Origin of the sequence: Pseudomonas gingeri, assembly GCF_013386165.1 — a bacterium.
GTDB lineage: Bacteria > Pseudomonadota > Gammaproteobacteria > Pseudomonadales > Pseudomonadaceae > Aquipseudomonas > Aquipseudomonas gingeri_C.
In genome coordinates this window covers 238493-265156 of record NZ_JACAOS010000001.1, presented here as the reverse complement: position 1 = coordinate 265156, position 26664 = coordinate 238493, and the positions used below count along the sequence as shown (strand labels likewise).

At 60.5% G+C, this 26664-nt stretch carries 15 protein-coding genes; 7 read left to right on the top strand and 8 right to left on the bottom strand.

Annotated elements, in window-relative coordinates:
* Positions 1 to 75 precede the first annotated feature (75 nt).
* The gene (locus tag HX866_RS01135) at positions 76 to 6021 is read right to left on the bottom strand and encodes an Ig-like domain-containing protein (protein WP_177137779.1); all 5946 of its coding nucleotides are present in this window, start codon (positions 6019 to 6021) and stop codon (positions 76 to 78) included.
* Between the two features lie 35 nt (positions 6022 to 6056).
* Positions 6057 to 10853: a Tc toxin subunit A gene (locus HX866_RS01130; protein ID WP_256344799.1), complete on the bottom strand. Its 4797-nt coding sequence runs from the start codon at positions 10851 to 10853 to the stop codon at positions 6057 to 6059.
* On the opposite strand from HX866_RS01130, the gene HX866_RS34135 reads away from it, so the two are divergent.
* Positions 10806 to 10955 (top strand): hypothetical protein, encoded by a 150-nt coding sequence (locus HX866_RS34135; RefSeq protein WP_256344811.1) that lies wholly within the window; start codon positions 10806 to 10808, stop codon positions 10953 to 10955. The genes HX866_RS01130 and HX866_RS34135 overlap by 48 nt on opposite strands.
* 14 nt (positions 10956 to 10969) lie before the next feature.
* Here HX866_RS34135 and HX866_RS01125 read toward each other — a convergent pair whose 3' ends face one another.
* Positions 10970 to 15295, bottom strand: a complete 4326-nt coding sequence (locus tag HX866_RS01125) for a SpvB/TcaC N-terminal domain-containing protein (protein ID WP_177137775.1) — start codon at positions 15293 to 15295, stop codon at positions 10970 to 10972.
* Between the two features lie 391 nt (positions 15296 to 15686).
* Between HX866_RS01125 and HX866_RS01120 the strand changes: the two genes are divergently transcribed.
* Together HX866_RS01120 and HX866_RS01115 are read left to right on the top strand one after the other, a co-directional pair.
* A complete protein-coding gene (locus HX866_RS01120) occupies positions 15687 to 16091 on the top strand; it encodes a thioredoxin domain-containing protein (protein WP_177093124.1) in 405 nt (134 codons plus the stop codon).
* 9 nt (positions 16092 to 16100) lie between these two features.
* Positions 16101 to 16925 carry an SDR family oxidoreductase gene (locus HX866_RS01115; protein WP_177125092.1) on the top strand — a complete coding sequence of 275 codons (825 nt, stop codon included), beginning with the start codon at positions 16101 to 16103 and terminating at the stop codon, positions 16923 to 16925.
* A gap of 129 nt (positions 16926 to 17054) precedes the next feature.
* On the opposite strand, the gene HX866_RS01110 is transcribed toward HX866_RS01115, so the two are convergent.
* Positions 17055 to 17945 (bottom strand): LysR family transcriptional regulator, encoded by an 891-nt coding sequence (locus HX866_RS01110; protein ID WP_177137773.1) that lies wholly within the window; start codon positions 17943 to 17945, stop codon positions 17055 to 17057.
* A gap of 109 nt (positions 17946 to 18054) precedes the next feature.
* Here HX866_RS01110 and HX866_RS01105 point away from each other — a divergent pair, with 109 nt between their 5' ends.
* The 4 genes from HX866_RS01105 to HX866_RS01090 all read left to right on the top strand — a co-directional run bounded on the left by HX866_RS01105 (position 18055) and on the right by HX866_RS01090 (position 20842).
* Positions 18055 to 19275, top strand: coding sequence for an MFS transporter (locus HX866_RS01105; RefSeq protein ID WP_177125094.1), 1221 nt, complete (start codon positions 18055 to 18057; stop codon positions 19273 to 19275).
* Positions 19272 to 19670, top strand: coding sequence for a DUF4440 domain-containing protein (locus HX866_RS01100; RefSeq protein WP_177125095.1), 399 nt, complete (start codon positions 19272 to 19274; stop codon positions 19668 to 19670). Before HX866_RS01105 ends, HX866_RS01100 begins: the two co-directional genes overlap by 4 nt.
* 81 nt (positions 19671 to 19751) lie before the next feature.
* Positions 19752 to 20156 carry an antitoxin Xre-like helix-turn-helix domain-containing protein gene (locus HX866_RS01095; RefSeq protein ID WP_177093129.1) on the top strand — a complete coding sequence of 135 codons (405 nt, stop codon included), beginning with the start codon at positions 19752 to 19754 and terminating at the stop codon, positions 20154 to 20156.
* The gene (locus HX866_RS01090) at positions 20150 to 20842 is read left to right on the top strand and encodes an RES family NAD+ phosphorylase (protein WP_177125096.1); all 693 of its coding nucleotides are present in this window, start codon (positions 20150 to 20152) and stop codon (positions 20840 to 20842) included. The genes HX866_RS01095 and HX866_RS01090 overlap by 7 nt, the downstream gene beginning before the upstream one ends.
* 864 nt (positions 20843 to 21706) lie before the next feature.
* Here HX866_RS01090 and HX866_RS01085 read toward each other — a convergent pair.
* Genes HX866_RS01085 through HX866_RS01070 form a run of 4 tightly spaced genes read right to left on the bottom strand, consistent with a single transcriptional unit; the run spans position 21707 to position 26476 of the window.
* Complete coding sequence (locus tag HX866_RS01085) at positions 21707 to 22567, bottom strand: efflux RND transporter periplasmic adaptor subunit (RefSeq protein ID WP_177137771.1); 861 nt, start codon at positions 22565 to 22567, stop codon at positions 21707 to 21709.
* Positions 22568 to 22577: 10 nt separating this feature from the next.
* Positions 22578 to 22778, bottom strand: a complete 201-nt coding sequence (locus HX866_RS01080) for a DUF1656 domain-containing protein (RefSeq protein WP_177093132.1) — start codon at positions 22776 to 22778, stop codon at positions 22578 to 22580.
* Positions 22768 to 24954 (bottom strand): FUSC family protein, encoded by a 2187-nt coding sequence (locus tag HX866_RS01075; protein WP_177137769.1) that lies wholly within the window; start codon positions 24952 to 24954, stop codon positions 22768 to 22770. The genes HX866_RS01080 and HX866_RS01075 overlap by 11 nt, the downstream gene beginning before the upstream one ends.
* Positions 24955 to 24964: 10 nt before the next feature.
* Positions 24965 to 26476, bottom strand: coding sequence for an efflux transporter outer membrane subunit (locus HX866_RS01070; RefSeq protein WP_177137766.1), 1512 nt, complete (start codon positions 26474 to 26476; stop codon positions 24965 to 24967).
* Positions 26477 to 26664: the final 188 nt, after the last annotated feature.

Genomic DNA, 26664 nt, shown 5'->3' with positions numbered 1-26664 from the left:
TTGCTTGATGCATACCCTCGATGCGGATCTGCCGCATTCAGACGCCAGCGGGCCAATGCTTGAAACATCCCCTTTTCATGACAGGTCGGGCCAGTAAAAAGCAGCCATTTGCGGGCTACCGGCCAGGTAAACAGGTCTGTCCTCGTTCATACGACCCAGGCTGGCAGAGATATTTTTCGTACCGGTAGTCGTCCCCGCGACTTCTATTGAACAACTGCCCTCTGGCCCGGTGACGCAGGTTTCATCTTTCAGAATCACCGTCGTCGCAAGCGCGCTGAAATACACGGTAACGCCCTCAACTGAGCGACCGGCGGCATTGCGGATAAAAGCCGTTACTGTTTTTGTGGCGATGCCGTCGGGCGGCACAGAACCCGGGGCGATATGAAGATTTGACGCGCTCTCATCACCGTTAACATCGGAAAACGTCACGGACTGCGCCTGTCCAATAGCGTCGCCATTCCCAAAGGTCGCTGTAATGGAATAGGTGCCCTCGAGTTCCGACGTGATACGGGCGCTGGTCGTTGCACTACCCGGCGCGAACTCGCATCGGTCAGGCGCGGTGGGGTCAATGGTCACGCCGGGGACCGCCGGAAACAGCACATAGGAAGATCCCGTGGTCCCCGTGTAAGGATTGCCATAGGCATCACGCAGCGTCACGGTTGCAATGTGTGCATCCACCCCATTGGCATTCTTCTCACCGGTCATCGGGTCCAGGGTAGAAGCGGCTGAATCGTACGTCCCGACAACGAAGGTCGCATCGGTCTTCATACTTGAGAGATTCCCCTCAAGTCTGGCACTGATCCTGTACGTCTTCGCCACGGTACTGCCCAGCGTCACCTCACACTGGCCGGTATCGCCCACGGTAAGACACGTGGGTTCGCTAAAAGAAACGTCAATCAGCTCATCGAAGGTCACCCGGGTGCCCTCCGGTGCCAGAGAGCCATCGCTCAGACGGACCGTGGCCCGGACCTTATTGCTTTTTTGCGTATCACTGACGACCCCATTGTCATCCATCATCTCCAGGCTCGATTGAGCTGAATCAAGGCTAACGAAATCGACGCTCTTCGGACTGCCAGCCACTGTCGTCCCCCCAAACAACGTGGCACGTACCGTCTTGGGACCGGGCACCGTCGAGGTGATCGTAGCGTTGCATTGCCCCTGTGCATCGGTGGTGCCGACGGCATGATTGAGCGAGGCATTCGGGATGTCGGAAAACACCACCAGCACATTCGCGAGCGGACCGCCCTCGGCATTCTTGGCGGTGACGGTGGCCGTATAGGCATCCACGCCATTGGCGAGCTTTTTTCCCGTGCTCACGGTCAAGGCCGTGGTTGCAGGATGAGCGACCTCATCCTGCGCTTCGACAAACTGCACCAGCGGCTCAACCTGGGCGGCAAACGTCTTACCGCCATCCACCGCCAGGTAACGCACCTGCAGGATAATGTCGGTCAAGGAGTCAAAGACTGCTTGTTGATGTGCCGAAGGGTGCCGGGGAAAACTCAGCACCCAGCTCGATACGGCGCCCGTTCCCTCGAACGGCAGGTAGCGCTCATCGTCGAAGTTAAGGGTGAACAGGCCATTATCATCCAGGCCGCTGGACAAGCCGATTTGCTGGCTGAGCCGCGGATTGAAGACGATGTACCGTGGATCAAGTTCGATATCACTGTCCGCGGCCAACTCACCGGCCTGGCTGTAGAGACTCGCCACGCCACCGAATGAGGGTTTCAACAAGGTGCTGCTGCGCGTTTGCACCAGCGTGGCATGGATATCCTGGTACGGCCCCAGCACGACCGGGAACGATAGGCTCACGCCCACCAACTGGCGCAGGTAATGGCCGGGATAATCCTTGTCGAACAACGAGCTGTTCAGCTGGAACGCGATCTCGCCATGCTCCCTGAGCTGATCCAGCACGGCCCCCCAACCGGTGGCCATGGGTGTGACGCCACCGCGCTCGGCATTGGGGTCGTAATCCTTGAGCAAGGTTTTCAGGGAGATCGTCTTGGTCAATTCCAGACGGCGCTCATGGCGATTGAGAAACGCCGACTCCATGCGTAGCAAACCCAGTTTCAAGGCTTCGCCGGCGTTCAGGCCATGACGGTTGTCAGCCCAGGCATCATAGGGAATAAAGTGCGTGTCATGATCGCCAAGCTCATATTGCCAACCGGCTTCGGTGGCCATGCACATCGACAACACGGCGTCATAGGCCTGGAAGTACAGCGTCGACATCTGGCTGAGCAGCCACTGGTACAGCCCCGGGCCAGTGGAACGATGCTTGAGGAAGTCATAGTAGGTGACCGCCTGGTCGCGGGCTTTTTGGGCTTGCAGCAAAGCGGTGTCGGCGGAATCGATAACGATTTGCTGAGTCGCGATCTGTTGATCAAGCACTACGATTTCAACCTTGGCTTGCTCGATCATGAAATCCCATTCTTCGCGGCGGCGGCGATACAGTTCTTTCTGGGTTCGCAGCTCTGCGTCGATCATGATTCCTTTAGAGGCGATGTCTAATCCTGCCGCAATCGCAAAGAGCGTCGCGGCGGGTCTGCGTGGCCCAACAGTCGTTCCCGCCTTATTGGGAGTAAAGGCCTCAATCAGATTCCCGGCCGCCGTGACGGCTGTCGTGGCGACATTGAGTACCCCCGCAGCCAAGCGCTCATCCATGATTTTTTTCTCGTTGGCGGACACATCCTCTTTATGCAACCGCTCGTAATAACCTTGACGGGTAAGCACCAGCGCCTTGCTTGCCAACAGGACCTCCTTGCTTTTGCGGGCCTGGTCAATGGCCTGATCCTGCAAGGTCACGCCAAACTCGGAGAGTTCCTGCACATGGGATTGCAGCAGTTCTTCGCGCTGAGTGTTATCACGCCACTCCATAAAGCTGCGCACCTGATCGCCAAAGCGGATCAGGGTGTCAACGGCGCTCTGCACACGGGGCAGCATGGCGCGGAAACGGTAAGGCGGGATAATCGCCAGGGACCCCAGTCGCCGCGCGCCGCCACCCTCGCCGGCCAATTGCGCGCGCAACAGGTCGAACGGATTGGCCGGCGCCTCGTAAAGCGCCAGCAGCAAGGGCTTACCGTCCAGGGTAAGGTTGTTGCGCAGGTTGCCCAGGCGTAAGTCGAGGTTGTCCCACAGGTCGAGCAGTTGCGTGTTCACCGGCAAGCGGAACCAGGGCGCATCGATCAGGCGCAACCAGGGGTCGCCTTGGATATGCTGAGGAATATCCTGGGCGAAAAGCGCCTGGATCGACGATTCGAAGGCGCTGAACAACGTGCTGTCATAGGCCGCCGCCTCCTCCAGCGGTTTGGGCTCCCAACGGCTGATGCTGCGGCCCTTGGACAAGGGGCCGAGCAAGGACAAGGCACGGACATACAGGAGCTTGGCTTCGTTGAGGGCATCACGGGTCAGTTGTCGGTAAAGCATGTCGCCGCGGGCAATCAGGTTTTTCACGTAACCCGTAAAGATCGCCTTGCGATAGTGCGAAGGCACGCTGTAGGCAATCGCATCCGGATCACGCAAACCACCCAGTCCGAAAAACGGCTCGGCGGGACTATCCGGCTGGGCCAAGGGCCTGACACACCAATACGGATAGTCCAGGGAGGGCGCGGGATAAAGCGGCTGAATACGTGCCAACGGATTGAAAATGGCGTGATACCAGGTTTCAGCGCCCAGGTAATCGAACTCGCTGTGCAAGCGCTGCGCGACCAGGTGCGGGGCATGGAAAAACAGTTCCCAGAAATAACGACCGTTGGCGCCGTTGAAGTCCACTGGAACCGGTTGCGAAGCACCGGGAGCGGGAGGCTCCGCCGTGTGCTGGGTCTCCCAGCCCAGGGCCGCTTCCACGGAGAAGGCCGCCTTGGCGACCAACTCAGCGGCGAACAAGCTGTTCAGTCGAACGTAACGCAGGTCGTTCAACTCCAGCGCCTGCAGATCAAGAAACTGCGCGCCCGCCGAGGTGGTCGTGACTTTGGGGACGTCACGGAGCATTGGACTGAGGGTCACCAGGAACCTGTTCCAACCTATCCCAGGATCAGCACCTCTCGTCACACCAAAAGGGAATGCATAGGAAGTGCTGGTAGCGACGCTCCAGCTTTTTGTGTAAATCGGCGTTTTGGCAGCACCGTTTAACGCGAGCGCCGTTGAACCCAGGCTTTCCTCCGTATATCCACCGCCACTCTCATCCGCGTACCAAACGCCAAAATTTCTCGTCAGCGGGCCAAAGGAGGCCTCAGAACCTATATTTGATTTATTGACAAAGTTAACAGTCCCCTCTACCTGGCCACCCCATTTAAGAGAGATCGTTGACACCACCTTGAACGAAGCCCCTCCCTGAACCTCTTCAGGGGTGAGAGGCAGGAGCGCAGCCAGGTCGAAGTCCAACGGAACTTTGAAGCGCATCCGCCTGACACGCCCATTATGAAAAGAGCTGTTCCAATCCTCACCCACCTGGATGCCCGGCGTGTCTTGATCTATCGTAACCAACGTGGTTCCATCATGACTGAATACATGACTGTGATGTATTTTCTCCTCAAAATAGAGCACATGATTAATCATCTCGCACAGTGCCCAGGCCTCCCCCTTTTCATAAAAAACACCAAAGAAAACCTCAACCCTGGATAAAACATTCAGGTGAGTCCAGTCCCAGACTTTTCGATCTTCAAGGGAGAATTTCATCTCCACTCGTTCCATACGGACAACAGAACAAGAGCCTTGAACCTCAAGCTTTCCTCCCTGAGCGCCCGTATTCATGTGCAACGTTGCACTGAACTCCAAATAGGCATTCAAGGCATCCGGATACTCTGCCGCCGGCGGATAATAGTTATGGGTATTGTCACGATCCCACAGTAACGAACTGATCATCCAATCAATTTTCGTAGAACCGCTATCAATACCACTATAAGGAAACTGCAAACGTGTGCGGTCGCCCCCGAACATCGAACCCGCCACACGAGACAACTCGCTCTTTTCGGCCGGCGTTAACAGGATGTGACTGAACGACTCATCATAGGCTCGTATATGCTCCTCTGCGCCCAGTTTAAATGCCACGACCAACCGAGGCGTCGAGGTGATACGAAGGTCCATGGCCACTGAAAATGCGCCACTCTTGATATAGTCTTCGGCCGCCGATCTGTCCGTCAAGGCGTTCGTCGCAGTGAGCCCGGTAAACAGTATCGTGGCCGGGGACCATTGATCGTTGAGCTGTTTATAGGCCATCTTGGCCGAATAAAGGTACTGATTGGTTTTACTGCCGTCATCTCTGACCTCTGCCTGATCGACTTCGACCCAGACCAGGTGCAGTCGGTCTCGAATCACCACGGGGCGAACCTGGGTGACGCCCGCCTGAAAAGCCACATCGATGGTTTTCCATTCGCTCCAGGCCGAGGGCGAAACGTGGGTACTCGAATCATTCAGGTCAATCGCCACCTTGCGCCAATAGGGCGCAAAAGGTTCGACGTTTTGCCGACCGACGAAGTAATAGTTGGCGTGTCTGAAGTCCGTGCCGTCGATATAACCCGAGATCATCTTCAGGTTACTCACCAATTCAAACTGGCTGAGGTAGTTTTTCAGCGCGGTCTGCACGCTGCCTTCGGTCAGGCGGCTTTGCCCCAGGTCGTTCTCCAAGGCATTGAACTGGCTGGTCTTGCCCAGGCGCAAGGCCGGATCAATGTAGTTTTCCGGGTAGTCTTCAATCATCTGGTAGCCGGCCCAGATGCTGTACTGACTCATGCTCTCACGCCACAAGCGCAGTTCCTCGGCACTGAACCCATAGGGGTAACCGGGCTCCATGCCGTTGTAGATGGCGTGGATATATTGTTGGAGGCTGGCGATGCCCTGGGCGACACGGCTGGTTTCCACCTGGGCACTGACCTGATTGTCGATCAGCAGGTATTCGTAAAGGTCCTCGGGGGTGGTCAGGCGCAAGGGCGCCGCCGTGTTCGATGACGGTACGATCTGACCCAGGTAATAGGCGACCAGAGCGTCACGGCGTTGTTCTTCGAGTTCGTGGATAATTCCGGTTTTCATAGTGAGCACCTGTTAAAATTAAAACCAAAACCCGACTAAACATCCGCCCAAATAACAGTTTCATCCGCTGAAAGTATGATGTAGCCATCTCCCCCCACCACTTCGCAGACTTTAAGATACTGCCCTTGCGTGGGGTGTGCGCCCGCACCCAGAGGAAAATGCGCCTGCCAACAGACAGCCTCGTTAGTGATGCAAACTATCCCTACGGTGCCCACCCATGAAACCTCAACGACTTCGGCCGTCACGGAAAATCCCAGAAGCGACCAATGATCAAATGCAATCAAATTATATTGATCCCAAGGAGAAAATCTAACACGAAGAACACCGTTCTTAATAAGTGCGTCATAGCACCTATAAATAATACCGACCCTGTAGGAATCCTCCCACAAGCGTCTCCCTGCGACCTCAACCCCCAGGGATATATCCGCCATACCCACTTCACCCGCTGGCCCGGACGTGGAACGCACATTAAAACTGTAACCTTCCCCTGTTGTTTCAACGAGCTCGTTCAAATTTTCAACACGCAGCCAAAGCAAGGATGGGTCGATACCGAGGCTTGTCAGTTTAAATGAAATACCCGCCAAGGATTGACCGTCACCACCAATCGCTTTTACCACAAGCGTATAAGGCCTGCCCGAGCCGATAAATTTGGGAGCCCGCTCATAGACGCCCTCCCCAGCGAGTTCCACCTGAATTTTAAAATAGGGTACTGCCACAACCTTAAACTCGACCATTTTATCGGTGCCCGCGACTGTCGCCACCACCGTATGTTCTGTATAGGCGCCTTGCTCGGTTTCAAACTTCGAACTGAAGGTCGCGAGCCCATCCTTATCAGTCAGAGAGGTCGCCTTGAACACACCATCCACTTTCCACTCAACAGGCGCCCTTGGCGATATATCACCCCCCATCAACAGCCAAACAGAAAATATGACGGGGTTCGGATCGCCCACCATATAAAGCGGCTGAGAAGATTCGTACTTGGCAATCACAGCCTGAGGGTAAATTTTCGTGACTTCCGTTGATTTCTCCTTTATCTCGCCCTGCGCACTGACCGTTACAGTGACCGTGCCGGAGCCCTCGGGTTTGAATCGCGACAACGCAATACCCTGAGCATCAGTGGTGCTTTCCAGCACAAGCAAATCTTCAGCATCCGCGCGCCAGGCAACACGCGTTCCCTCCGGTACAGCATCACCATTAAGCTCCACCAATCGACAACTCAGCTCAACCTCGACATCTTCAACCACCGTGCTGGTAAAACGTACATATTGAAAATACGGTGTGCTGGTAAAGTTCACTTCTGGAAACTCCCAGTAACTACCGTTTCCGTACCGTGCGATCACCGTTGCCTCGCCCAGTGGCCCGCTACGCAGACTTGCATGGCTGATGCCTTCGTGGTTGGTCATCGTCTGGTAGCGCTGGAACTCGCCCAAGGTCGTCCCCCAGTCCACCAGACGATCAATCCCCAGGTTGGTAAAATCATCCACCAGGGTGATGCTGAAATTGATGGCTTCGAGTTTGTTGGACAACGCCTCCGAACGATCATAGGTCGGCGCGGAAAAGTGCAACGAGGCTTCATCGCAACCAATGGTCACCACCGGCGCCAGCACCTTGTCGCCCAGCCCATACTCGGCCACCACATGAGCGATGCCCATCGTGTTGCCGCTCGCCAGCGTGACGCTGCTTTCGCCGTACTGGTCGGTGACGGTCGAGGTCTGCTCCAATTCCCCGAGGTTGTTGGTACTCCAGTTAATGGTGACGTCTTCGAACGGCTCATCCATGAAGTCGCGCAGGGTGATGGAGTAGGTCGCGCTTTCGCCCGATTTGTTGGCCACCAGATAATCCGGTGTCACCGTGATCACGCTGCTATGGCTTTGCCCGACTTCACCGGCCGGGATTCCCGGCACGGGCTCGGTGAGGCTGGCCAAGGCCAGCTCCGCGGCATACCGAAAATCCGCCACGTCACTGGTCGGCGTCAGGCAGCCCAGCGCCAACAGCGCCTCGGCATCCAGGTCGGTATGCCGCGCCAAACGACAGGTGCGCACCAACAGATCCAGTTCGGCGAGGGTAAAGATCACCCCGTCCTCCGGGTTCAGGTGAAAGGCCACCGCCAGTACCTGGCGCACGCCCCAGTCAAGAAAGCCGGCCAGCTTGTTCGCCGCACTGTCGCGGATCAGCCGTTTGTCACCTTCCAGGGCCTTGTCCCACAGGGTATTGATCAGTTGCAGATAATCCAGCAGCCGCTCTTCCGGTTGGGCGCTCAGGCGTACCGTCGCAGCGTATTGGGAAAAAAAGTACAGGGTCTGCAACGACAACCCGACATCCTCAAGGCCGAACCACTGCGGCTGCTGTACACACTGATCGATAAATGCCGGGCTCAGGTCCAGGTGTGTCGTCACGGCGGCTCGCTTGACCAGGCTGTCGAGCACCAACAGGACTTCGTCACCAATAGCCAACTGCAAGGGGCCGCTGGTGTTACCCGCCAGCCCATAGACCCGCAGCACCTCCATCAGCAACTGATAGCGATTGCCCTCGGCCCAGGACAGCAACACCTTCACCAGATCGACGGAGCTGTCCAGGTAGCCGGCCAGCCCTTCCATCAGCAAGGCTTCCTGCGCGCCGCGAGCACGCATGATCATATTGCAGATCTGGGCGTGCAGGCCTTCGATCGGCAGATCGAATCGCTCCAGCACCTGCGCCACGGTGCCGCTCAAAGCCGACTCATAGTTCTCTTCGGTTTCCCCCTTCAGGTATTTGACCAGGCCCCTGGCCGCCGGGGTGGTTTCTCCTGCCTCGATGAAGTCTTGCAGTTCCTCGAACCAGTCGATGGCGACCAAGGAAAACACCTCGCCTTTCTCGTCGTCGACGTTAATCACCACGCGGGTTTGCGGTGCGCCGGTTTCGGCAAAGCTGCTGTCGCTGATCAGCGCCGCGGCCAGGCGCGAGTGCATCTGTTTGAGCAGGTTGAGCTCGGCCTCGCTGGCCACCGGTTTGGTCAGGGCCGGCAGCACGATCCGACAGACCTGGCCGACCGTCCATTTGTGCTCGGCCAGCCAGGCGCTGGCTTCGACCAGGGCATGGATCGCGCTCAAGGTGTCGGTGTTGCCGGAAGTCTGGTAGGAGGCGATATGGGTCGGCCCGGCCAGTTTCGAGACCAATTGGCTGCCGCCGTTGTCCAGTAGCTCAAGCAACGCCAACGCCTCGATGGTCGTCAGCCCCAAATAATGAGGCAGCCGGACCAACCGGTAAAACGCCGACACCACTGCCGCGCTCCAGCGCAAGGGCTCACCGGCGTAGGCCTGCTCGATGACCTTCGCGGTAAAACGGTACATCTCATAGGTCATGCCCAGGGCGGCGCACAAATGATCGATTTTCTGGCGCTCGGCCTCATTGCCAGGGGTGATATCAAATACCTCCCCATCCAGGACCAGGGGAGTGGGAAACAGCGCCTGACTGTTAAATATCTGGTCGAACTGCGTCGGCTGCTTGCCCCGGGCGCGCACCGCCAGCCGTTGAAGCAGCGCAGCAAAGTCGTCCGCGCTGACCTTGTAGCGCGTGCGCAAGCTCTGGAACAGGCCAAGGGCACGCAAGGTGTCGGTAGTGATCCGAGGGTCCGACGCTCTCCCTTCGGCGCCAATCGAGGCCATCAGCAGGCGATCAACCTGGTCGAACGGCAGCTTGAGCCAGCGTGCCAGACGGATCATGCGGTTAAGACGATCAAAACGATCATGGGACCCATTGACGATCTGGTGACTGGGGCCACTTTCATCGTCGCCGGTCGTTTCAATGGCCATGGCTGGGCCGATACCGGCGTTGACGTACACCGAACCGAACACCGCGCCATCCACCGGTACCTCATCCGAGACGATGAGATTGGCCGACGAATAGGGGGCATAAGCGCCCACGGACAACAGCGATTCGAGCTCTTCGGTCTTCAGCCCGGTATGCAGGCAGAAGGTTTGGGTATCGAGCAGCTTGAAAACGTCGCCCTCGCCAAAGTTGGTCCTGAAGAAGCTTTCGGGATCCGTGCCGGCGGTTTCAAGCAGGTGGGTTCTGGGGTTGATACGGCCCAAGGCCAAGGTTTGCTCGGGCTCCAGATCGGGGTCGAACTCCGGAAAATACGGTGCCTCCAGCAAGATCCCCTGCTGCACCGGGCCAAAGCCGGTGTCTTGCACCAGGGCGATATCCGACAGCAGCGAATGCACGCCAGGTTCCTTGAAATAGGGATAGGCCCGGTCGGTGCAACGGATCACGTCGCCGGGCAGGCGATCCTTGCGCTGCAAGGTGTAGTTGATCTGCTGCTGATATCGCTCGTAAGGCAGGGTCATGGGATAACGGACATCGAGCAGCACGTCATCCAGAGAACGTTCGTCGCTGATGTCGTCCAGATAGCCACGCGCCGAGGTTTCCAGTATTTCGTTGACCAGGACCAAGGTCGGTTCGACACGCTCGAGGGCACTGTGATCCAACCACAGGTCCGCCAGGTCCGGACGCCGGTCGGCCAACAGAATACGGTTGCCCTGCCCATCCCTCGTCCTGCCGCTCTGCTCGATCTTCTGTACTTCGCGGTAGAGATCGGCCAGATAGGCGATAGGTGAGGTGGTCGCTTCAATCGCATCCGTCGGGCAATGGTTGGCCCAGTCCGGCCGGAACAGGTCGTTGTAGGTCGGGGCCTCCACCAGCCCACGGATGCCGGAGCCGGGCTCGAAGGCACGGTGTATCGCCGTGGTCAGCCGCTGCTCACGAAACTGTCGGAGCGTGACGGCGCTGATGGCCCTGGCCTGTTCATGCAAGGCCCGCGCTTCGGTGATGTGCAAGGTTTTGTCGGTGCTCATCAACTGCTGGAGCGACCCCTTGGCGATCTCCAGTACCGAGTCGTAATGCTCCAGCAGTTGGCTGCGACTGCGTTCGGTCTTGCCCAGCAACTGCAACAGTGAACTTGGAGTCTTGTTCATTGCCCATCTCCCGTTGAGGACTCTTCCAAGGTGTCGTTTTCATCCTCGGCAATCCCGTACCAGCCCAAATACCGCTGGCGACGCCAATACCCCATGGCGGTGATGGTCAAGGTCGGCCGCCCGAGCGGATCGTAGAATTGCTGGTCGCAATGCCCAAAAACGCGAAAGGACTCGTCCTTGATATAGCGGTAGCCATCGGCGAAATACGGTCGATAGACCCGTACCGCCAGGCCCTTGTTGTTGTATTCGACCCGTTCGCTGACCCGCCAGCGCTCGGCCGCCGGGGCGCTGACGGGCTGGTCGCCGTCCAGCACCAGGGTGCCGTCGGCGGCGATCTGGTAAGCGTCCCCCGGTTCGACTTTGTGCTTGCTCTGCAAGGTCCGGCCAAAGCCGTCCCAGCACTCCACGGCGATACGGATTTTGCGCCCGGGATGGTCGGGAGGTGCCGGGTAGCGGTCGGCTTGCAGGACCGCCGCATGCACCGGCTCACGCTGCCGCATCCAACTGAACGCGTCGCGAAAGCAGGCGCTGGCGGCCCCTTGCAACGCCGCGTCCGGATCGGCGATGGCCTCGGCGGGCAAGCGGGCAACCGGCAGGTACTCGTCTAGCGGATCAAAACCGAGCGCAACGCCCGCCTCGGTGCCATGGAAGCTGCTGACCGACAGCTCGCCAAAACCGTCATAGCGGGCCTCCTGGATATTCTGGTTCGGATCGACGATGCGACGGGGCAGCAGGAACCGATAATCGACGGCGGCCACGCGGGTGACACAAGCATCGGCCGTGGTGACACTGATCGGCAGGCAGTAATACGGATCGAATTCGATGTCCGTCGGCCCCTGGCTTTCGGTGGCCCGGGCACTGATCAGTCGATAGAAACCGTCCAGCCCGGCGTAGGTCATAAAACCCTTGCGGGTCGACCACAGCACCCTGTCCGGTTCCGCCGGCAGCACGGCGCCGATAGGCCGATAACCGAGTCCGGGCAATGTGTCCGCCAGCTCTTCGGGGCTGAGCACCGAGGCGTACGCCTGCAGCGCCACTTCATCCAGCTCGGCGGACTCAAGGAAGTCAGCCAGCGCCTCGAAGCTGGCCTGGCCCGCTGGCAGAGTCTGGCCGGCCTCTTGATAACGTTGCACGGACAACTGCGTCAGCACCCGCTGGTAGTCACCCGTTGGCGGCGCATCGAGACGGTCGAGCATTGCCTCATGGAAAATATCTTCCGGCCTCAATACGGCCTTCGACAGCACCAGCGCATTGCCCCGCGACAGGTAGGGCAAGCCCAGGCGGCAGCCTTGCGGATCATCCAGGTGAATGAATTGGGCGCGGCCTTCATTCAGGTAGTAAAAGTGCTGCGCATCATCGTGGGCCGCACGCCACCAGGTTTGCTCATGGACTTCGTCGAACGGCGGATCGTCAGTGACGCTCTTGCGCCGGGCATAGTCGACCGTCACCTCATGAGTCAGCCCACCATAAGGGTCCCAGGCCAGGCTGATATGGTGCTGGCACAGCGGATCGTCAGGTTGGCGCTCGTAGGTATAGGCGATCGACTCCAGTTCCAGCGGCTGCATCCGGCAATAGGGCTGGTGCTCGTCGCGCCGTTGCAACAGACGCACGGCATACCGCGATTGCTGCACCGAATAGGGCAGTGCCTGCAACGGGTCGTCGGCGTCGAGACCGAAGACTTCGACCCGTAGCGGCAGGCCGGCCAGGGCGTAGGCCATGTCGTGCCAGGTCGCGTCATCGGTGGTGCTGATGATTTCGTCGGGCGAGTCACCTTGTGGCGCCAGCAGCAAGGCCGCTCCCAGGGGCCGGGCCGCGCTGTCCGAATGGTCGTAATCCAGGCCGGGCAGGTCGGGCGCGCGCCCGGTATGGAACCAGCTCTTGCGCAGCACCGGCGCGGTAAAACCGGCCTGCCGTGGTGCGTCGCCCGTGGCTTCGCTGTCGGTTTGCAGCACCAGGCCAAAGCCACGGAACTCGCGCTCCTGCCCATCGTAAAAACCCTGGCAGTACTCAAAGCGCTGGGTCAGCCGATTGCCGGTGATTTCATCGAGCTGGGTCTGCTCGACGGCCACCGGCATCGGAAACGGCACATAGCTGGCAACCTCGAGATTCGCCGCCAGCAACGCCTGTTTTTCATCCAGCCATTCCTGGGCCGAGCTGCGGTAGATCACCTCCCCCACCGCGCCCATATTGTTATTGGTGCCATGCAGCAGATACGGCTTGGCCTGGACGAAATCGACGCGCCAATGCTGGGGTTTCATATGCGGGATGGTGATCACCAGGCTGGAACAACCAAGCCCTTGCAGGTCGGCGGTGCTGACCTGGCACAGCCGGTCATAACGTACGCCCGGCGGCCAGGGCTGGATCAGTGGCGTGCTTTCAAAGCCCATGCCGGTACGGTTCATGAAGATCTCGGCATGCTCGCTGGTGAGGTAGATCAGGTCTGCCGCGCCGGAGCCATCGAGGTCGGCCAGGAGGATGCGCGAGGCATCGAACGATTCGTAGCTGTAGGGCAAGGTGCCGAGGAGAAAGCCCGGGTCGAACTGCCCATGGCCGCGATTGGGCCAGCAGCGAATTTCATTGTGGCGAATACGCACCAGATGCTGCTGGCCGCTGCCCAATACATCGCTGAAGGCCACCAGTTCGGTCTGCGCCGGGCTGACCAGCGGCAGGCGATCGTCGGGGGCTGTAGGGACGTCATGGGCCACGTCCTTGCCCTGGGCAAAACCGTCGCGGCGGCGGTTGGCGTAAAGGCGCACGCTGCGCGGGCCGATCAGGGCCAGGTCGGACAGGCCGCCGCCCATCACGTCGGCCAGTTGGCTTTGCGGGTGAAAGAACTCCACGGGAAAGGCAGCAAAGGTGACGAAGTTCGACCAGCTGCGATCCGGGTTGAGGGTGAAAAAACCGCTGACGCCGGGTTGCGCCATCACCCAGTCCAGGCGGCCATCGCCGGTGAGGTCCATCAGCGACTGACGCACCGGTTTGCGGCTGTCCATGACCGGGATGGCATCCAGGCGTCGCCACGCATCGTAGGCCACCTCATCGGACGTTGCCGCCGGCTGCGCCCGTAGCGGCTCGCGGTAGTACCAGGCCTTGTCACTGCGATAGAGCACACCCGGAATGCCCTCGCCATACAGGTCGACCAGTTGGTACTGCTGGCCGTCGTTGAGGCCGGGCATGGCATCGAATTCTTGATACTCGCTGTGCTCGGGTTCGAACGCCGAGTAGGTGAACTCAACGGGCGGGCGCGACTCGATACGTCCCTGCTCGTCATAGCCTTGCTGATGGGCGGCGCACAGCAGGTTGTAGCCCAGTTCGGTGGTCCGATATTCAAAGAGCAACCGCTGCACCAGCAGCGGCTCGCTGCCCAGTTCGGCAAACTGGTGGAACATCAGCACCTGTCGGCACAGACGCAGGTTGCCCAGCAGGAAACCATACCCATAGGTGGCAAACGGGTCGCTGCGCACCGGCCACTCGCCCGTCGGTTCGTAACTGGGGATATCTTCCAGCCCGGTGTCACGCTCGCCGTAGTCGAAGATCAGATCGAAGTGCCATTGCGCCTGCTCCAGCTGTTCCGGCGCCCAATGGTAGAGGTGTGCGTTCGCCTCGGCATTGCCATAGCGGACCCGGCTCAGGTAGCACTGGGCGCTGAAGTCACGGGGCGTATCGGCGGGCATGCCCGCGTTGTCCTCGCCGGCGTACTCATAAAGGATGTGTTCGCCGTGGACATTGAGGCTTTCGTCCAGCAGCCACTCGCCGACCCGCAGGGAATCGTCGAGGTCGGTGCTGCGCGACGACGTCTTGAAACCGTACAGATGCAGGCTGCCGTCGGCCCCGTGAATCAGCCAGAACCCCGGGTAGTCCTGCGCCGAACGCCAGTGCTCGATACGTTCGAACGCGCCTTCGATACGGGGAAAGTAACGCGCTACCTGATAGTCGATGCCCAGGTCCAGGTCTCGATAGGTATTCACCAACCGGAGAATAATCGCCCCGCTGGCATCACGCTCCGCCATCCACACGGTCCCGTCGGGGCCGAGCATGACATCCTCATCGGTGTAATCCGGAACACCCTTGCTGGTGCGCCGCGCCACGCACCCCAGCGACAGTACCCAACCGATGCCGAACAGGCTGTTGCCCACGCTGCTGCCATAACCGAGGGCCAGGGCCGGGGCAAAACCGCGTCCGGGCGAAATGGGCAACGGCAGGTCAAAGGAGGCCTTGCCGGTGGAGCCGACCTCGCCCCAGCCCTTGCCGATGCTTTGAATCGCACCGCCACCCTTGGGTAGCGAAGGCGGCGTGATACTGAAGCTTTCTTGTGGGTCCATCGCCAGGCTCCAAGCAGGTCTGCTGGAGCTAATGTGGGCGTAACCGATGGGGCCGATCTACTGTCAGAACTGACAGTTTTTTAGTGTTTAACGAAATAATCAAAAGCCAAACGGGGTATATCCCGCTTGCCCTCATACGACAACCTGAGCCCGGGACTCATTATTACCGACCAGGAGCAAACTCAAAACGACCTGATCCATTGCAACGTCGTCCCCCGGCTTCTGCCCGCAACCCCTTGAGTTTCAGGCAGAACGGTTGAAATAACGCTATTTCAGACGCCTCACTCAACAATAGTGGCACTTTGACACCCGTCATTTCTGACAGGTTACATTGGATCACATTTGACGTTGAATACCTCCCAACACTGAAACGGGTGGCAGGGTATCGAGCATGAAAGGGACGAACACGGTTATCGAGATCAAGACTCGACAAACGTTCAGAACAGAGTTGGGCAGCCTGGAGGTGCCGTTGATCCGGCCCCGCCCCGCCGTGCTGCTGATCTATAAACGTGATTGTGCGCCGTGTGAGAAGCTCAAGCCCTTGCTCGAAGCCCTGGCGGCGGGACCTTACCGGGAGCGGGTGGTGTTTTATCAGATCAGTTATCCGATCTTCAAACTGTTCCAGCCGGAGATCAGGATAGAGTTCGTCCCGGCCTTGTTTTTCCTCGATGGCCATGGCGCCCAGACGCACATGTACGGCACGCAGAAGGAAGAGATCAAGAAAGGCCTCGATTCGCTCCTTTTTGTCTCGAACGGGGTATTCTCGGAGGTCTTCGACTCTCATCAAGCCCACTAAGGAAGTGCCATGCCCGTTGCCCTGATTACCGGATGTTCCAGCGGCATCGGCCGCGCCCTGGCGGATGTGTTCAAGCACGCGGGTTACGAGGTCTGGGCTTCGGCACGGCGGGCCGAGGATGTCGCGGTGCTGACCGACGCCGGGTTCACCGCGGTGCAACTGGACGTCAATGACGGCGAGGCCCTGCAGCAATTGGGCGAACGCCTCAACCGCCAATGTGGCGGCCTCGATGTATTGATCAACAACGCCGGTTATGGCGCCATGGGCCCGCTGCTCGACGGCGGGGTCGAGGCCATGCGCCGGCAATTCGAAACCAATGTGTTTTCCATCGTCGGGGTGACCCGGGCGATGCTCCCGGTGCTGCGCCGCAGCCGGGGTCTGGTGGTGAATATCGGCAGTGTCTCCGGGGTACTGGTGACGCCGTTCGCCGGGGCCTATTGCGCGTCCAAAGCGGCGGTGCATGCCTTGAGCGATGCCTTGCGCATGGAGTTGGCGCCGTTCGAGATCCGGGTGATGGAAGTGCAGCCGGGGGCCATCGATACCCGCTTCGCCAGGAACGCCGGGCATGAGGCCGAACAACTGATCAGCGAGCAATCGCCCTGGTGGCCGCTGCGTGACGGTATTCGCGCGCGGGCCAATGCTTCGCAGAACAATCCGACGCCGGCCACCCGTGTCGCTGCCGACTTGCTCAAAGCGGTGCAGCAGGACCGGCCGCCGCGCCTGTTGCGCCTGGGCAATGGCTCTCGGGCATTGCCGCTGATGGCCTGGTTGCTGCCCAAGGGCTTGCTGGAAAAGGTCTTGATGAAACGCTTTGGGTTGGGTGCTCGGCTGTAACGACCTGAGGGCAAGTCATACCTGTGTGGTTTGCCAACGGGCACGATCCCTGTGGGAGCTGGCTTGCCAGCGATGAGGCCTTGAGAGCGCCAAAAGCTTCGCGGGCAAGCACCGCTCCCACAATAATGCTCAGGCATATTCCTTCATGAAATCGATAAACACCCGCACCTTCAGCGGCAGGTGCCGGGTGTCCGGATACAAGGCGTAAATCCCCTGTTCGACAAAGCGGTAGTCGTTCAACAAACGGCACAGGCGCCCCGTTTCCAGGTCCTCGCGTACCAGCCAGTCCGGCAGAATCGCCACGCCCTGCCCGGCCAGGGCAAAACCGCGCAGCACCGAAGAGTTGTCCGCGACGATCCGGGACTGCTCGGCGGCGGGTCGGAAGAAAAACGGCTCGCCACTCTCCACGTGGGTCAGGCCCAGATCCCCCAGGCGCCGATGCACCAGGCTCTGCACCTGCTTCAAGTCCTCGAAGCGGTGCAACTCGCCGCCGGGCAGCCCGGCAACAAACCCCGGTGACGCCACGGCAAAGATCTTGAAGGTGGCGAGCTGCGTGGCCCGGTGATTGGAATCGGAAACCTGGCCGAGCCGGATCGCCACGTCGAAACGCTCCGAGATCAGGTCGGCGTGGGTCGAGGAGGTCAACAGATGCACCTTCAACTCCGGATGAATCCGCCGGAACAGCTCCAGCGCCGGAACCACCTTGGCCAAGGCATATTCCACCGTGGTGGTGATGCGCAGCGTGCCGCGCAGTTGCGTATGTTCCGAACGCGCTTCGTCAATCGCCAGGCGGGCCTGTTCCAGCATGCTCAGGCAGCGACCGTAAAAGCGCTCGCCGGCCTCGGTCAGGGCCAGGCGTCTGGTATTGCGGGTCAACAGGGTTACACCCAGTTCGGCTTCCAGGCGCTTGAGGGTAAAGCTGACCACGGCCCGGGTCTGCCCCAGGCGTTCGGCCGCAGCGGTCAACGAACCGGCTTCTACCACGGTCTTGAAGGTCTCGAAACGATCCAGGCTGACCATGGGCCCTTGCCTCCATTGTCAAAATAATTTTGACAAACTAGCAGTCAACGCGCGGTTTCCCAAGCCTGGTCGGCGACCTAACCTGTCGCCTTATTCGATGGAGACCGTCATGAGCTACCGCTCGAAAATCGCCCTGGTGTACCTGCTGGGGTTTTCCCTGGACCTGGTGAACATGTTTGTCGCCAACGTCGCCTACCCGGAAATCGGCCTTGAGCTGCGGGCCTCGGTGACGCAACTGGCCTGGGTCGGGAATGCCTACATGCTCGGTCTGACGGCGATCATTCCCTTGAGTGTCTGGCTGGCGTCGGTGTTCGGCGAGCGGCGTTTGATCGCCGCCTCACTGGCACTCTTCGCGCTGGCCTCCGGTGGCGTGGCCCAGGTCGGCTCCATCGAGACGCTGATCGGCTGGCGGCTGGTGCAGGGCCTGGCCGGCGGTTTGCTGATCCCGGTCGGACAGGCCATGGCCTACCGCAACTACCCGGTGAATGAACGCGCCGGATTGACCTCGCGGATGATGCTGGTGGCCTTGCTGATTCCGGCCTTGTCGCCAGCGCTGGGCGGGTTGATTGTCGACCATGCGTCGTGGCGCTGGATCTTCTACGCCAATATCCCGCTGGCGCTGCTGCCGCTGTTGTTGACCGGGCTGTGGTTCAAGCCGGACCTGTTGCCGGCGCAACGACCGGCGTTCAGCCATCGCGGGCTTTGGAGCGCCGCCCAGGTCACGCGTATTCCGTTGCTGCGCCTGGCAATGCTGGTGTACCTGTTCGTGCCCGGGGTGTTTATCGGCACCCAGCTGGTAGCAATTCTCTATCTGCGTGGCCTGGGAGCGAGCGCGGCCCAGACCGGCGCCCTGATGTTGCCCTGGGCCCTGGCTTCGGGCGTGGCGATTGGGCTGGGCAAGCGCTACTTCAACCGTATCGGCCCCAAGCCCCTCTTGCTGGCCGGCATGCTGGCCCAGGCGCTGGGCATCGGGGTGTTGGCACTGATCGTCGATCCCCACGGACCGCTGCCGATCCTCGCCTACGGGCTGATGGGCCTGGGCGGCAGCCTGTGCAGCAGCACCGCACACAACTGCGCCTTTATCGATGTCGAGTTGCCGCGTATGGGCCACGCCAGTTCGGTGTGGAACATCAACCGGCAACTGAGCTTTTGCCTGGGCGCGGCGCTGTTGATGGGGTTGCTGGATCAGTTGGGCAGCAACCCCAGTGGGTTCCGCGAGTGTTTCCTGATCGCCGCGGCACTGACCCTGGTGCCGCTGTTCGCCGTCTTTCGTCTCGATACGCCAGCAGTGCTGGCACTGTTAACCGCCAAACAAGGAGAACCTGCATGAGCGATAAAGCGCTGTACCTCAATGAAGTGATCGAAGCCCATAAAGTCATCGAGCAATGGTTTGCCGGGGCCCTGGCAAACGATGCGCTGGCGCCGCTGCTGGCGCGATTCTCCGAGGCCTTTTCAATGGTCACGCCCGGAGGCCGGCAGTTGGACAAGCCAGGCTTGGCCGAATTGTTTGCCGGTGCAGGCGGACGTCGACCCGGTTGCACCATCACCCTCGGCGAGCTTGAAGTATTTGCGCTGCATGAGGCGGGAGCCATCGTTCGTTATCGCGAATGGCAGGCGGATGACAGCGGCACACACACGGACCGATTATCGACGGCGGTGTTTGAAAAACAGGCGGATGGGCGGGTGCTGTGGCGGCATTTGCATGAGACGTTCTGTGGCGCCTGACGCCAGTCATGCAAGCGAACTTGATCTACAGACCCTATTTTGATATTTTTGAATCTGTAGATTAATTTCAAGGTAGTCGTCATGACAGTCACCCTCCCAGCACAAGGATTTACCAAAGACCAGTGCGTGGCGGGTCTGCGGGCCGCCGTGGGCATTCTCGAAAAATGGCAGGCGTCGAGTGATCAGGCCTGCCATATCCTGCGTATTTCCCGCAGCACCTACACCCGTGCCAAACAGCGTGATCCCGCCTGGTCCGTCAGCCTGGACTCGGACCAGATGCAACGAATCAGCTTTGTCCTGAACATCCACGCAGCCTTGCGCATTGTCTTCGACAATCCCGAGAACGTGTATGGTTTTCCGGCGATGGCGAACGACAACGCATTTTTCAACGGGCGTACCCCGCTTGAGATCATGTCCCAGGGCGACATGATCTCGCTGTACGAGACGTTTCGGCGGATTGACGTGCTGCGAGGCGCGCAATGGTGATAGCAAGCGATCTACCTGTATTACCCGGCGACCACTTGCCGGCCTACCGATTGGTCAATTCCAAATTCCCGCCCATTGCGTTGTTCGATGACGTGGCGGATGCCGACGAGTTTGAGGTCCTGTACCAGATTCAGGCGCTTACCAATCCGAGGCTGCAGAACGAGTTGGGGCGGCTGGAGCTGATCGCGCGCGAAGAAATCCCCTTTGGTATTCCGGGGTGCGCCTATGCAACGGCGCCGTTCACCCACGTCAATCCCGCCGGGTCGCGGTTCAGCGATGGCCGCTTTGGCGTGCTATACGTGGCCGATACCATGGAAACGGCGCTGGCCGAAGTCCTGCACCATCAGAACCACTACTGGTCGAAGGTGCAGGGCCTCAACTACGAGCGATTTGTTTTTCGGGGCCTGTCCTGCCAGTTCACCGATACGGCGATGAAAGATGCGGTTGTCATCCCGATGGCAGATCCCATTTATGCCCCGGACGATTACAGCCACGCTCACGCGTTGGGCAAGGCGATAAAGGATGGCGGATGCCCTGGGCTGCGCTACCGATCCGTGCGTAATCCTGGCCAGCACTGTTGGGCACTGATGACCCCGCGCCCGGTTTCATCGATCATCCAGACCGCGCATTACGAGATGATCTGGAACGGCAGAATCACCAGCGTCAACACCATCAGCGGCGCCTGATAACACGACCGGACTTCAGCGCACAGAAAATCTGTGGCCGACCCGGGTCTTGGAGCTGGCTTGCCGGCGATGAAGCCCTTGGGGCTGGCGCTGTCCTTGCTGACGCCATCGCCAGCAAGCCGGCTCCTACAGGACTGCGTCTCACCACAAAAATATCGTGCTGCCGAGGTCTTTGTAGGCGCTGGCTTGCCAGCGATGAGGCCCTTGAGCCTTGCAGTGCTCTTGCGGACGCCATCGCCGGCAAGCCGGCTCCTACAGGACCGCGTCTCACCACAAAATATCGTGCTGCCGAGGTCTTTGTAGGCGCTGGCTTGCCAGCGATGAGGCCCTTGAGTCTTGCAGTGTTCTTGTGGACGCCATCGCCGGCAAGCCGGCTCCTACAGGACCGCGTCTCACCACAAAAATATCGTGCTGCCGAGGTCTTTGTAGGAGCTGGCTTGCCAGCGATGAGGCCCTTGAGCCTTGCAGTGTTCTTACGGACGCCATCGCCGGCAAGCCGGCTCCTACAGGACTGCGTCTCACCACAAAAATATCGTGCTGCCGAGGTCTTTGTAGGAGCTGGCTTGCCAGCGATGAGGCCCTTGAGCCTTGCAGTGTTCTTGCGGACGCCATCGCCGGCAAGCCGGCTCCTACAGGACCGCGTCTCACCACAAAAATATCGTGCTGCCGAGGTCTTTGTAGGAGCTGGCTTGCCAGCGATGAGGCCCTTGAGTCTTGCAGTGCTCTTGCGGACGCCATCGCCGGCAAGCCGGCTCCTACAGGATCGCGTCTCACCACAAAAATATCGTGCTGCCGAGGTCTTTGTAGGAGCTGGCTTGCCAGCGATGAGGCCGGCACTGGCAACGCAGCATCAACCGGCTGCCCTCACTCCCCCGGCGGTTTAACAATCACCGTGCAGGTAATCCCCGCCGCCAACAGCACGCCGTCCGGCACTTGGTCGATATGAATCCGCACCGGCACCCGCTGGGCCAGGCGCACCCAGTTGAACGTCGGGTTCACATCGGCAATCAATTCACGACTTTCAGGGTTGTCACGGTCATAGATACCCCGCGAAATACTCTCCACATGCCCCTTGAGCACCTGGCCGCTCATCAACTGCATCTGCGCCGGATCACCCACCTTGAGATGCGGCAACTTGGTCTCTTCGAAGAAGCCATAAACCCAGAACGAGTTCATATCGACCACCGCCATCTTCGCCTCGCCGATTCGCGCGTAGTCGCCACGGTGCACATTGAGGTTGGTGACGTAACCGTCCACCGCCGCCCGCACTTCGGTGCGCGCCAGGTTCAACTGCGCCGCCTCCAGTTGCGCCTGGGCCTGTTGGTAATCGGCCAGGGCCGCGTCGGCGGTGTTGCTGGCGTCGTCGCGGCTTTCCTTGGAGATCACCAGGTTGTCCAGGTCGGCGCGGCGATGGGCATTGAGCTTGCGCATCTCCCAGGTGGCCTTGCGCGAGTCCACCAATGACTGCGCCTGCTTGACCGCAATGCGGTAGTGCTCGGGGTCGATGCGCATCAGCAAATCGCCCTTTTTCACCTGCTGGTTGTCGCGCACCGGCACCTCCACCACCTCACCGGTAACGTCGGCGGCGACGTTGATAATGTCGGCACGCACCCGGCCGTCACGGGTCCAGGGGGTTTCCATGTACTGGACCCACAAGACCCGGCCGATCCAGATCGCCAGGGCCAGGACCAGCAAGGTGGCGATCAGGCTGAAAAGCTTTTTCATCAGGTCGTTCTCAACGGTAGACAGTGAGCGCCAAGGCGCCGAACAAACAGCAGAACAGGCTCAGGCGCAGCAACGCCGGGTGCCAGAAGAAACGGTACAGGTCATGGCTGGCGATAAACCGGTCCAGCGCCCAGCCCAACCCCGCCGCGATCAGGAACATCAGGGTCATGGTCGGCATATAGACGCCCTGGAAGGCGATTTCACGGAGCATGGGGATTTCCTTGTGGACGGCCCAGCGCGGCCAGCGGGGATTGCGGGTCCAGCAATGAGGTGCGGATAAAGTGCAGGTAGCTCTGCACCCGGCGCAGGGCCGAGGTGTCGAAGTGCCGGGCAAAAGGTTCGTCGGTGGCCTGGACCCGGCTGATGGCGTGATCCACGGCAAGCAGCCCACGTTCCAGGTTGCTCGCGTTGGGCTGGATAAACAGGCGCATCAGCGCCCGGCCCATGACGCGGATCGACTGGCGCCATGGCTGCGATTCGGCATAGGCCGGGTGCACCGGCAAAATCGCCTGTTCCTTGCGCAGCTCGATAATGGCGTGGCCGACCTCCAGCACCACGAACATCCAGCGCAGCAGTTGGCTCTGTACTTTCGGTTGTCCGGCGGCCAGGCCATACGCCTGGTGCAGCAGGTCGCGGGTACCGCTTTCGAAGGTCGAGCCCAAGCCCTTGAGCTTGCCGCTGATGGCAAACACCACCTGTTCACGCAGGTCCTGCTCCAGGCGCCGCCACAGCCAGCGACTGTTGGGCGGCAGGATGATCGCCCCCGCCGCCGCGCACACCAGCATGCCGATGACCATGGCGATGTAGTCATTGATAAAGGCGTAGGGGTTGTAGATCGTCAGGTTGTCCGGCACCGAACCGGTGCTGAAGAAGATCAGCAGGCCCAGGCCGATGCCCGCGTAAGCCGGTCGTGAGGCGAGAAAGGCGCCCAGCACGATCACCGGGGCGAGCATCAGGCACAGCAGCGGGAAACCGTCGATCCAGGGAAACACGAAGAACATTTCGACAAAACCGATCACCGCACCGAGCAAGGTCCCGCAGGCCATCTGGAAGGCCATGCGCTTGGGGTTCGGCGTCGCGGCGGAGAGGCCCACGGTGGCGGCGGCGATCAGGGTCATGGTCGCGCCGCTCGGCCAGGCGGTCGCCACCCAGTAGCTGCCGAGCACGATCAGGATAAACGCGCCACGAAGGCCCGACGCCGACGCGGCGAGCCAGTTGGTTTTCGGCACATAGGGCTCGTCCCACTGTTCCCGTTCGTGGCGATGATCGGCCAGGGATGCGTGGGTCAGGGCGTAGCTGTGCAGTTCCTCGACAAAGCGATAGAGCAACTCGTAGGCGGTGTGGAAATCCAGCAGGTCGTCTTCGCTCGGTGCGCTGTGCAGGAAACTCGCCCGCAGGCTGCGGACCTGCTCCGGCAACCCCAGCTTGTAGTCGGCCAGGCGGGTCGCCAGGCGCTGGGCATCGGCATCGGTCAGGGCGCGGCCGGCAAAGTCGTCGAGCAATGTGCCCAACCCGGGAAAGCCCGGCTCGACGGCCGCCAGCACTTCGACCCGGCCCCGGCTGCGCAGCCGCTCAAGCAACTGGTGCAAGGCGTTGAAGCGGGTGGTGAGGGTCATGAACTCGCTGTTCAGCCGATTGAGCCGACCGTTGCGCCGACGCATGTGCGGGTCTTCGAACACCGTGACGCTGCGTAGCCCTTCCAGGCCCACCGCCTGGGCGATAAAGCCGACGTTGGCGGCTTCGAAGGCGGCCTGCGGATGACGGCCGCGCAAGCCGGCGCTGACAAATCCGGCGAACACCCCGAAGCGCTGATAGAGGGCGTTGCGCATGGCGGCGCTGGAGGTTTGCGGCAGGATCGCGGCGCTGACCAGGGTCGAACAGAGAATCCCCAGGGAGATTTCCAGCACCCGCCAGACCGCCGCCATAAAGGCCCCTTCCGGATGGGCCAGCGCCGGCAGGCCGACCATCGCGGCGGTGTAGCCGGCGAGGACAAAACCGTAGGCGCGAAAGTTGCGGTTGCGTTGCGCGCCGGCCGAGCACAGGCCGACCCAGATCGCCAACGCGCCGAGGAACAGTTCGGTGTACTGGGCGAACAGGGCGATCAGCGCCACCATCACCGCCGACCCGGCCAGGGTGCCGAGAAAGCGGTAGAAACTCTTGGCGAAGACATGGCCGCTCTGCGGCTGCATCACGATAAACACGGTGATCATCGCCGTGCGCGGCTGCGGCAACTCCAGGCGCATGGCCAGCCACAAGGTGAGGAAGGCGGCGGCCAGGACCTTGAAGATATAGATCCAGGTCACACCGTCGCTACGGGCCCAGTCGAAGAAGCCGCGACGCCATTCCAGGGAGTACAGCCAGCGCACCGGGGCGGGCAAGGGAGTCATGAAACGTTTCTCAGTGATCGAAGGCGGCCAGCACCGCTGGAGGTTTGTTCGCCACGGTGCGGCTCTCGGCCGGCACGTCATTGCCCGCGCCCAGCCCGCCACCCAACTCGGTGACCAGTTCGGCATGGGCACTCAGGCGCGCGGCCTGGACCTGCTGTTCGACCTGCTGTTGATGAAACAGCAGGGTCTGGGCGTTGAGCACATTGAGGTAATCGGTCAGACCCCGTTGGTAGGCGACCATGGCAATGTCGTAGGTTTTCTGCGCCGAGGCCACGGACTGGGCGGCGAACACCTGCTGCTTGTCCAGGGACTCGCGGCGGATCAACTGGTCGGAAATACCCTTGAGGGCGTTGACCAAGGTCTGGTTGTATTTCGCCACGGCGATGTCGTAGCCCGCCGCCGCTTCGCCCAACTCGGCGCGCAGGCGACCACCGTCGAAGATCGGCAGGGACACCGCCGGGCCGACGCCATAGTTGAATTTCTGGCCGGTGAGAAACTCCAGCATGCCGCCGCCGGTGGCCATGTAGCCGAGATTGCCGACCAGGTCGACGTTGGGATAGAAGCCGGCGTGGGCGACATCGATGCCACGGGCCTGGGCCGCCACTTGCCAGCGGCTGGCGACCACGTCCGGACGCTGGCCGAGCAGTTGCGCGGGCAGTGCCGAGGGCAGTTTCAACGCGGTGTGCAGGGACAGCGACGGGCGCTGCAACCGCGCGCCCTCCCCCGGACCGGCACCGGCCAGGGCCGCCAGTTGATTGCGGCTCAAGGCGATTTCCTCGTCCAGCGAGTCGATCTGGCGATGGGTTTCCGGCAGCGGCGTCTCGGCCTGGCTGACTTCGAAATGGGTGCCGAGGCCGCCGTTCAGGCGTTTTTGCGCCAGTTCGAGAATCTGCATCTGCTGCTTGAGGGTGGCCTCGACGATATCGCGCTGGGCGTATTGCAACGACAGCTGGATATAGACGTGGACGATGCTGTTCTGCAATTCGAGCTGGGCTTGCCGTGCTTCGGCGACGCTCATATGGGCCAGGTCCACGGCGCGTTCGCTGGCATTGCTTTCGCGGCCCCAGAGGTCCAGGGAATAACTCAGGCCGAGACTGGCGTTGTTGTCCCAGGTGGTGGTGCTCGCCAGTTCGCCAGGGCCGTAGAACTGGTCGTTGGCCCAGTTGTGGCGTTTCAGCGCGGCGTCACCCTTGATCTGCACGGACTCGGCAGACTCGGCCAGGCCGGCCAGGGCCCGGGCCTGACGCACGCGGGCAGCGGCCATGGCCAGGCTCGGGCTGCCTTGCACGGCGCGGACGATCCATTGGTTGAGCTGCTGATCGCCATAAGCTTGCCACCACTGCGCCGCCGGCCAGTGCGCATCGCGCTCGGCACTCTGGATCGCTTCGTCGGTGAGCAAGGTGTTGGCCGCCAGGGTGTGGCCCTGCGGGGCAATACCTCCGGTTCCGATGCAGCCGCTGATAGCCAAGGATAAAGCCCAAACACTGAGAGTCTTCAGCTCTCTGCTGATGCGACGCGGCACTGCTGCGAATTCCTGAGATTAAGCGAGGTGGATTGCCCCTACGGGGGCTGACGGTATTGTGTGGTGAAACACCGAACCCGTAGGAGCCGGCTTGCTGGCGATGGCGATTTCATTAACGCCACACATCCGTCATCAATGGCCGCCTTCGGCGGATCGCCAGCAAGCCGGCTCCCACAGCCCAGCGGTGA

Bases quoted from the DNA above. Each gene is read 5' to 3' on its own strand.
- HX866_RS01135 (WP_177137779.1), bottom strand. From the start codon at position 6,021: ATGAAAACCGGAATTATCCACGAACTCGAAGAACAACGCCGTGACGCT.
- HX866_RS34135 (WP_256344811.1), top strand. From the start codon at position 10,806: ATGCAAGGCCCGCGCTTCGGTGATGTGCAAGGTTTTGTCGGTGCTCAT.
- HX866_RS01130 (WP_256344799.1), bottom strand. From the start codon at position 10,853: ATGAGCACCGACAAAACCTTGCACATCACCGAAGCGCGGGCCTTGCAT.
- HX866_RS01125 (WP_177137775.1), bottom strand. From the start codon at position 15,295: ATGGACCCACAAGAAAGCTTCAGTATCACGCCGCCTTCGCTACCCAAG.
- HX866_RS01120 (WP_177093124.1), top strand. From the start codon at position 15,687: ATGAAAGGGACGAACACGGTTATCGAGATCAAGACTCGACAAACGTTC.
- HX866_RS01115 (WP_177125092.1), top strand. From the start codon at position 16,101: ATGCCCGTTGCCCTGATTACCGGATGTTCCAGCGGCATCGGCCGCGCC.
- HX866_RS01110 (WP_177137773.1), bottom strand. From the start codon at position 17,945: ATGGTCAGCCTGGATCGTTTCGAGACCTTCAAGACCGTGGTAGAAGCC.
- HX866_RS01105 (WP_177125094.1), top strand. From the start codon at position 18,055: ATGAGCTACCGCTCGAAAATCGCCCTGGTGTACCTGCTGGGGTTTTCC.
- HX866_RS01100 (WP_177125095.1), top strand. From the start codon at position 19,272: ATGAGCGATAAAGCGCTGTACCTCAATGAAGTGATCGAAGCCCATAAA.
- HX866_RS01095 (WP_177093129.1), top strand. From the start codon at position 19,752: ATGACAGTCACCCTCCCAGCACAAGGATTTACCAAAGACCAGTGCGTG.
- HX866_RS01090 (WP_177125096.1), top strand. From the start codon at position 20,150: ATGGTGATAGCAAGCGATCTACCTGTATTACCCGGCGACCACTTGCCG.
- HX866_RS01085 (WP_177137771.1), bottom strand. From the start codon at position 22,567: ATGAAAAAGCTTTTCAGCCTGATCGCCACCTTGCTGGTCCTGGCCCTG.
- HX866_RS01080 (WP_177093132.1), bottom strand. From the start codon at position 22,778: ATGCTCCGTGAAATCGCCTTCCAGGGCGTCTATATGCCGACCATGACC.
- HX866_RS01075 (WP_177137769.1), bottom strand. From the start codon at position 24,954: ATGACTCCCTTGCCCGCCCCGGTGCGCTGGCTGTACTCCCTGGAATGG.